Source organism: Actinomycetota bacterium (assembly GCA_023488435.1).
GTDB lineage: Bacteria > Actinomycetota > Coriobacteriia > Anaerosomatales > UBA912 > UBA912.
Window position 1 is genome coordinate 1 of record JAMDCK010000062.1, and the last position, 7,287, is coordinate 7,287.

The window sequence follows — 7,287 nt, forward strand, 5'->3', positions numbered from 1 at the left end:
ATGGTCATGAGCGGCATGAGCTGCCTGGACGGGGAGATCCCCTTCCGCGACGTCATCATCCACCCGACCGTCTTCAACGCCGAGGGCAAGCGCATGAGCAAGTCGCTGGGCACCGGCATCGATCCGCTGGACCTGATGGCCGACTACGGCGCCGACGGCATGCGCTTCGGCCTCATGCTCCAGACAACGGGCAACCAGGATATCCGCTTCGCCGAGGAGAAGCTGCTTTCTGCGCGCAACTTCGCGAACAAGATCTGGAACGCCAGCCGCTTCGTGCTCATGAACATCGACGACGGGTTCGTGCCTGGCCCGCCGCGCGCCGACACCCCGGCTGACTCCTGGATCCTCTCGCGCTTGGCCACCGTCACCGCGCAGGTCGACGAGGGGCTGAAAAGCTACCAGTTCGGCGAGGTCGCGCGCGTCTTATACGACTTCATCTGGAACGAGTTCTGCGACTGGTACATCGAGCTTTCGAAGTCGCGCCTGATCGCCTCGGCAGATGCGGCGCCGGACGCGGAATCCCTCGACGCCCGCTTGGCGGCTCAGCGCAACCTCGTCTTCGTGCTCGACCACATGCTGCGCCTACTGCACCCCATGATGCCCTTCCTCACCGAGGAGATTTGGCGGCGCCTGCCTCTCGCCGATCCTGCGCGGGCCGAGTCGCTCATGGTGGCCGCGTGGCCTGACCCCGCAACGCTTGCGGTCCACGCCGACCCAACCGCCGAGAAGGCCGTCGACGCCCTCAAGGAGATCGTCGCTGCGGTCCGCAACGTCCGTGCGCGCTACAAGATCGCACCGCGTGCCGGACTCGACCTGGTGATCAAGGGGTCGGAGAGCGATCTGGCAGGCATCGAGTCGGTGCTTGCGGACATCTCGGCGATGGCGGCCCTGCGCGAGCTGAGCCTCGATGAGCATGGGGTCCGCCCGCCTCACAGCGCTGTTGCTGTCGCGGCGGGACTCGAGCTCTTCATACCGCTTGAAGGCATCGTTGACTTCGACGCTGAGCGCGTCAGGATCGGCAAGGAGCTCGCACAGGCCCGCGGTGACCTCGAGAAGATCGAGCGCAAGCTTTCAAACGAGGGCTTCCTGGCGAAGGCCGCGCCCGAGGTCATCGAGAAGGACCGCGCGAAGGCAGCCGACCTGCAAGCGACCGTCACAGCGCTTTCGATCCAGCTCGAAGAGCTGCCCTGATCGGAGGACATCCGCCGATGGCTTCGCGTTTCGCGCAGGCGTTGCGAGCACTTGAGGGCGCTGGGCGCGCCCGCGTGAACCCATCGCTCGCTTCGATCGAGGCCATGACCGCGGCGCTCGGCCGCCCACAGGACGCCTACCGCTGCATCCAGGTCACGGGCACCAACGGCAAGTCCTCGACCGCGCGCATGATCGCGCGCATCCTCGGCGCACACGGGCTTGCCGTCGGGCTCTACACGAGCCCCGAACTGCTGTGCTACACCGAGCGCATCGAGATCGAAGCTGCACCGGTCGCGCACGACGAGTTCGCAGCGGGCGTCGAGGCGGCCTTCTCGGCAGCGAAGCTCGCAGGCGTCGACCCCACCGAGTTCGAGCTGCTCACCGCCGCAGCACTGTGGCTTTTCCGCGAGCGCAAGGTCGACGTCGCGGTGCTCGAGGTCGGGATGGGCGGGCGCTGGGATGCCACGAGTGTGGTCACCCCCGAGGTCGCGGTCGTCACGGGCGTCGGACTCGACCACATGGAGTTCCTCGGCCCTACACTCGAGGCCATAGCCGCCGAGAAAGCGCAGATCATCAGGCCCGCCTCGACCACCGTGCTCGGCCCGGGAACCGCAGAACTTGAAGCGATCTTCCGTCATCGTGCCGAGGAGGTCGCGTCCCAGGTGATTGCGGTTCGGGCGAGCGGTGCACTCTCTCCATCCGCCGAGGCCGCAACCACCAGGTTCGAGGTCACGTCTCGCCCGACCGGCCCCGATGGCCGCATGACGCTCGACGTCCGGACGCCGGGGGCGACCTTCGACGGGATTGAGCTTGCGGCCCCTGCGTACCAGGCGCCCAACGCGGCCACAGCGATCACAGCAGCTGAGGCCTTTCTCGGTGAGCGACTGGAGTCCGCAAAGACCCGCGAAGCGCTTGCCGCGACCAGGGTTCCGGGCAGGTTCCAGGTAGTGGCCCCGGGGCCGTTCGTCGTCGTCGACGGAGCCCACAACCCGCAAGCCGCCGAGGTGCTGGCGAGTGCGATCCGCGACGCCTGGCCGCGCCCGGACCAGGCACCCGTCGTGGTGCTTGGGGTCCTCGGCGATAAGGACGCCAGCTCGATGCTCGCCGCACTCGCACCTGTTGCCTCGCGGTTCGTGTGCGTGACCCCTGATTCGTCGCGCGCGCTTGGTGGCGCGGCACTCGCACAGGTCGTCTCGGCAGTCACGGGGGTCAAGTGTGGGGTTTACAATCGGGTGTCAGAGGCACTCGATATACTTCACATATCCGCGGAAAGGGATATAGTTGTAACGGGTTCCCTGCGCACCGTTGCCGAGGGTGTGCGGTGGGGGTGCAATCGCGTTTAGTGCGTACGGGGGCTGTAATGTTTGGGGCCGTAATCTTATGACAGGGGGTATCATGCGTTCATCAATCGTTGTCGTAGCTATGCTTTGCTTGATTTTGGTCGTGGGGTGTTCACCGGAGGGTGATGCTACCAGGGACTCTACAGCGCGACCAGCACCAGTCGCCGAGGAACCAGCGGCTGAGGCCACCAATCAAGTCGAGTCGGTCGAAGAGGTGCCCCTCGACGATCCTTCGCTTCCTCGCGAGGACTCCTCGGGGCGGAGTGCATCCCAAGCGGTCGAGGACATCGTGGCCGCCACCAACGCTGGGGATTGGGCAGCACGTCATTCGCTCTATGCAAATCCTCCGGTGAGTCTCGCTCAGGTCACCGCCGAATGGCAAGATTCCAACATGCAATATGAACAGTTCAAAGTTCTTGAGACTCGGGTTCCAAGAGAAGATTTGGCATTTGTCAGAGTTACATATAGAGTGACTTCAGACTTGCCCGACGGACAGCTTCAGACAAACGATGTTACTGGGCCTGGTTCGTGGTGGGCGGTCGAGAAAGTGGACGGCAATTGGAAGGTTCGCTGGATGCCGGCTCAATAAGTGATGGTATCGGCTGACAAGGTGATGAAAGGTAGGGTATGGGCGACATCTTCGGTGAAATATGGAACAACCCGACCGTGGAGTTGGTGCGCAACCTTCTGATTCTCTTCGGGATCGTACTCCACTTTGCGCTGGTTTTCTGGACCGCAAGGGATGCTTCCCGCCGAGGAGCCATGAGTCTATTCTGGGGGGTTGCGATTCTGATTTTCGGCGTCCCTGGTTGGCTCATCTACCTGGTGGTTCGCCCACCTGAACTCGCTGCCGATGTCAGGGAGCGGGATCTCGAGATTCGCGCAAAGGAACTTGAGCTGCAGAAGGAACTGGAGTCGTGCCCAGGCTGTCTTCAGCCGGTGGAGAAGGATTTCCTGATATGCCCTTACTGCATGAAGAAACTTCGCAATCCCTGCATCGAGTGCAGCAAGCCGCTGAAGCTGAACTGGAACGTGTGTCCGTTCTGTAAAGTGAAGCAGTAATATCCGGGTTGCCGGGCGCCAACGTTGTCAATCAGGGCGCGCTTGCCCATTACATGACTGCGCAGTAGGAGACTTCCATGGCTGACATCAGCGTTACTTTGCCCGACGGCAGTAAGCGGGACATTCCTTCAGGAAGCACTGTCGAAGACCTTGCTCGCTCCATAGGCTCCAGGCTCGCGCAAGCAGCCTTGGCGGCCAAGGTGGACGGCAGGTTCGTCGACGTGGGTCACACCCTTTCTGGCGGGGAAACCGTCGAGATCATCACCGACAGGAGCCCAGAGGCCCTCGAGATACTGCGCCACTCAGCTGCGCACGTAATGGCCGAGGCGATCAAGGAGCTCTTCCCTGAAGCGCGCTTCGGGATCGGGCCGGCCATCGAGGACGGGTTCTACTACGACGTGGAGTTGTCCGCTTCTCTTACCCCAGATGACATCGGGAGGATCGAGGAGCGGATGGCCCACATCATCTCTCAGGGTCAGCCGTTCGATCGCAGCGAAGTCACGATGGCCGACGCCACGAAGGTCTTCGAGGAGGAGCCCTACAAGCTCGAGCTTGTAAACGAGCTACCCGCCGATGAGACCATCTCGGTGTATCGGCAAGGCGTCTTCACTGATCTGTGTCGTGGTCCGCACATCCCTCACACCGGTAGGATCGGTGCGTTCAAGCTCATGAAGCTCGCCGGTGCTTACTGGCGCGGGGATTCGGATCGCCCGATGCTACAGCGCGTCTACGGAACCGCCTGGTTCACGCAGAAGGACCTCGACGAGCACCTGACCCGCATCCAAGAGGCGGAGCGTCGCGACCATCGCAAGCTGGGGCGCGAGCTGGACCTGTTCTCGCTGCATGAGGACGCAGGTGCGGGCTTGCCGATCTACCATCCAAAAGGGGCGCGGGTCCTGCGCATGATCCAGGAGTGGATGCGCGCGGAGCTCTATCGTCGTGGCTACGACGAGGTGATCACCCCGCACATCTACAAGGCCGATGTCTGGAAGACCTCCGGACACTGGGACAACTACCGGGAGAACATGTACTTCTTCCAGGTCGACGAGGGAGAGGGCCGGGTCAACGACTACGGCATCAAGCCCATGAACTGCCCGGGCCACATCATGGTCTACAAAAACGACCTACGGTCCTACCGCGACCTACCCATGCGGCTCTTCGAGTTTGGAACCGTCTACCGGCACGAGCTTTCAGGAGTCATGCACGGCCTGATGCGTGCTCGCGGATTCACCCAGGATGACGCACACATCTTCTGTACCGCCGACCAGGTCCACGACGAGGTCATCGCCATGCTCGACCTGGTCGACCACGTGAACAGCGCCTTCGGCTTCGAGTACACCGCAGAAGTCTCGACCCGCCCCGCCAAGTCGATGGGCTCCGAAGAGATGTGGGATGTCGCGACCGAAGGTCTTATCGGCGCCCTCAAAGCACGCGGTCTTCCGTACGATATCAACGAAGGCGATGGCGCCTTCTACGGCCCCAAGATCGACATCAAGCTGCGGGACGCCATAGGGCGCACGTGGCAGACCGCCACCATCCAGGCGGACTTCAATCTTCCCGAGCGCTTCGACATCACCTATCGCACTGCCGATAACACCGAGGCGCGGCCCTTCACTCTCCACAGGACGATCCTGGGCAGCATGGAGCGCTTCCTCGGCATTTTGATAGAGCACTATGCTGGTGCGTTTCCGCTGTGGCTGGCCCCGACGCAGGTGGTCATCGTCCCGATAGCCGATCGTCACCTCGACTATTGCGGCAGCGTGCAGCAACAGCTTCAGGCCGCTGGCGTCAGGGTCGAGACCTACGCCGAGAACGAGCCGATGCGAGTCAAGATCGCCAAGGCTCAGCAACAGAAGGTGCCATACATGCTGGTAGTGGGTGACAAGGAAGCCGAGCAGGGTGCGGTCTCAGTACGCGATCGCACGCAAGGTGACCTCGGTGCGATCCCAGTCGGTGAGTTCGTTGCGATGCTGCAAGCGGGTCAGTCAGGGCAATAAGTCGCTCAACTTCGAAAAAGTGCAGTAATCCCATGCGTAATGTGCTATTATCACCTTAGAGAGTTCCTGACTGAAGGATCGGAGTGAATGACATGGGACATTTCGCACACTATTTCGAAAACGTTGTGGATACGATCGGCAACACGCCGGTGGTTCCGCTGAGGCGCCTTGGACAGGATCTGCCCGCCCAAGTCTGGGTCAAACTCGAGTCCAGGAATCCGGCAGGTTCGGTCAAGGATCGCATCGCCTCGGCAATGGTGGCTGATGCGGAGGACAAGGGCCTACTTACCCCCGGTAAATCAGTCATCGTCGAGCCTACCAGCGGAAACACAGGTATCGCACTGGCGATGGTCGGTGCCACACGCGGGTATCGCGTCATCCTCACCATGCCCGAGTCAATGTCGATGGAGCGCCGTAAGCTCCTGAAGGCTTTCGGTGCTGAGCTTGTCCTGACGCCCAAGGAGCTGGGGATGCGAGGCGCTGTCGAGGAAGCCGAGCGGATCGCCGCCGAAGTACCCGATTCGTGGATCGCAGGACAGTTCGACAACCCCGCAAACCCCGCAATCCACTACGCGACCACCGGTCCCGAGATCGATGCTGCCCTAGGCGACAAGAGACTGGCAGCCCTTGTCGCCGGCGTCGGTACTGGCGGCACGATATCTGGTGGCGGGCGTTTCCTGAAGGAAAAGCGTCCCGGCACCCTGGCCATCGCAGTTGAACCTTCTGAGTCCCCCATAATTACCCAGACCCGAGCCGGAGATACCCTTACTCCCGGACCACATCTGATCCAGGGCATCGGAGCGAATTTCATCCCGTGGATCCTCGCTCTTGATGTGCTCGACGAGGTCATCACGATCGACGCTCAAACCGCTATCGACACTGCCAGATCGCTTGCTGTCGAAGAAGGGATGCTCGTTGGGATATCCAGCGGAGCCAATGTCGCAGCCGCACTCAAGGTCGCAGCACGTCCAGAGTTCGCAGGCGCAGTTGTCGTCACAGTCGCCCCGTCCACGGGTGAGCGTTATCTGACCACCAAACTCTGGGAAGAGACTGCCTGATGATGCGCATCTCGCAGCGACTCGACTATGCGCTGCAGGCCACGGTCTTCTTGGCCGGCCTCGGTCCCGGTGAGCACGTTCCCGCCGGGACGCTGGCACAACGCCTATCGCTGCCTCGGCGCTTCGTGGAACAGCAGGTCACAGCGTTGGCGCGCGCGGGGATCATCGATTCTCGGCGAGGATCGAGTGGAGGTGCAGCGCTCAGCCGACCTGCGTGCGACATCTCCGTGCTCGATGTGGTCGAAGCGCTCGAGGACGTCGTGCTCGACGTTCCTCGTCAGGCAGACTCGGTGGTGGCCCAGATGTGGCTCGGAGCAGCCGAATCGGTCCGTGCGTACTTCGGGTCGGTGTCCATTGAGCAGCTTTACGACAGGCAAAGGGAGATCCAGGCCGGCTCCTCTCCCATGTACCACATCTAACTGCGAGGAGATTGTTGTATGCCCCAAGACCGTCCCCCGGGAGATGGGCCCAACAAGCACGCTGAACCAACTCAGGCCGACCCAAAGGCTGACTCGGTGTCCCTGGGAGAGACCCTCGACGCCGTCATCGAGGCCCTGCCCCCTGGAAAGGTCGATGTCGCCACCATCAGGGACCTCCTCGGTGAAGACAGCATGCTCATTCTGGCGGCGTTCCTGACTA

The 7,287-nt window shown here is 62.1% G+C and carries 8 protein-coding genes; all 8 read left to right on the top strand.

Annotated elements, in window-relative coordinates; all coding sequences use genetic code 11:
• Positions 1-1,191 (top strand): class I tRNA ligase family protein (locus tag M1617_08640; GenBank protein MCL5888326.1); only part of this gene is annotated, 1,191 nt, incomplete at its 5' end.
• 17 nt (positions 1,192-1,208) lie between these two features.
• Positions 1,209-2,534 (top strand): Mur ligase family protein, encoded by a 1,326-nt coding sequence (locus M1617_08645; protein ID MCL5888327.1) that lies wholly within the window; start codon positions 1,209-1,211, stop codon positions 2,532-2,534.
• A gap of 52 nt (positions 2,535-2,586) precedes the next feature.
• Complete coding sequence (locus tag M1617_08650; GenBank protein MCL5888328.1) at positions 2,587-3,120, top strand: hypothetical protein; 534 nt, start codon at positions 2,587-2,589, stop codon at positions 3,118-3,120.
• Between the two features lie 38 nt (positions 3,121-3,158).
• Entirely contained in the window at positions 3,159-3,593 is a 435-nt protein-coding gene (locus tag M1617_08655; protein ID MCL5888329.1) for a zinc ribbon domain-containing protein, read from the top strand.
• 77 nt (positions 3,594-3,670) lie between these two features.
• A complete protein-coding gene (gene thrS, locus M1617_08660; GenBank protein ID MCL5888330.1) occupies positions 3,671-5,590 on the top strand; it encodes a threonine--tRNA ligase in 1,920 nt (639 codons plus the stop codon).
• Positions 5,591-5,682: 92 nt separating this feature from the next.
• Entirely contained in the window at positions 5,683-6,648 is a 966-nt protein-coding gene (cysK, locus tag M1617_08665) for a cysteine synthase A (GenBank protein MCL5888331.1), read from the top strand.
• On the top strand, positions 6,648-7,067 hold the full coding sequence (locus tag M1617_08670; protein MCL5888332.1) for an Rrf2 family transcriptional regulator: 420 nt from the start codon (positions 6,648-6,650) through the stop codon (positions 7,065-7,067). The genes cysK and M1617_08670 overlap by 1 nt, the downstream gene beginning before the upstream one ends.
• 18 nt (positions 7,068-7,085) lie before the next feature.
• Positions 7,086-7,287, top strand: a 202-nt coding sequence (locus M1617_08675; GenBank protein MCL5888333.1) for a hypothetical protein, incomplete at its 3' end; no start/stop codon positions are given.

Bases quoted from the DNA above. Each gene is read 5' to 3' on its own strand.
- M1617_08645 (MCL5888327.1), top strand. From the start codon at position 1,209: ATGGCTTCGCGTTTCGCGCAGGCGTTGCGAGCACTTGAGGGCGCTGGG.
- M1617_08650 (MCL5888328.1), top strand. From the start codon at position 2,587: ATGCGTTCATCAATCGTTGTCGTAGCTATGCTTTGCTTGATTTTGGTC.
- M1617_08655 (MCL5888329.1), top strand. From the start codon at position 3,159: ATGGGCGACATCTTCGGTGAAATATGGAACAACCCGACCGTGGAGTTG.
- thrS (MCL5888330.1), top strand. From the start codon at position 3,671: ATGGCTGACATCAGCGTTACTTTGCCCGACGGCAGTAAGCGGGACATT.
- cysK (MCL5888331.1), top strand. From the start codon at position 5,683: ATGGGACATTTCGCACACTATTTCGAAAACGTTGTGGATACGATCGGC.
- M1617_08670 (MCL5888332.1), top strand. From the start codon at position 6,648: ATGATGCGCATCTCGCAGCGACTCGACTATGCGCTGCAGGCCACGGTC.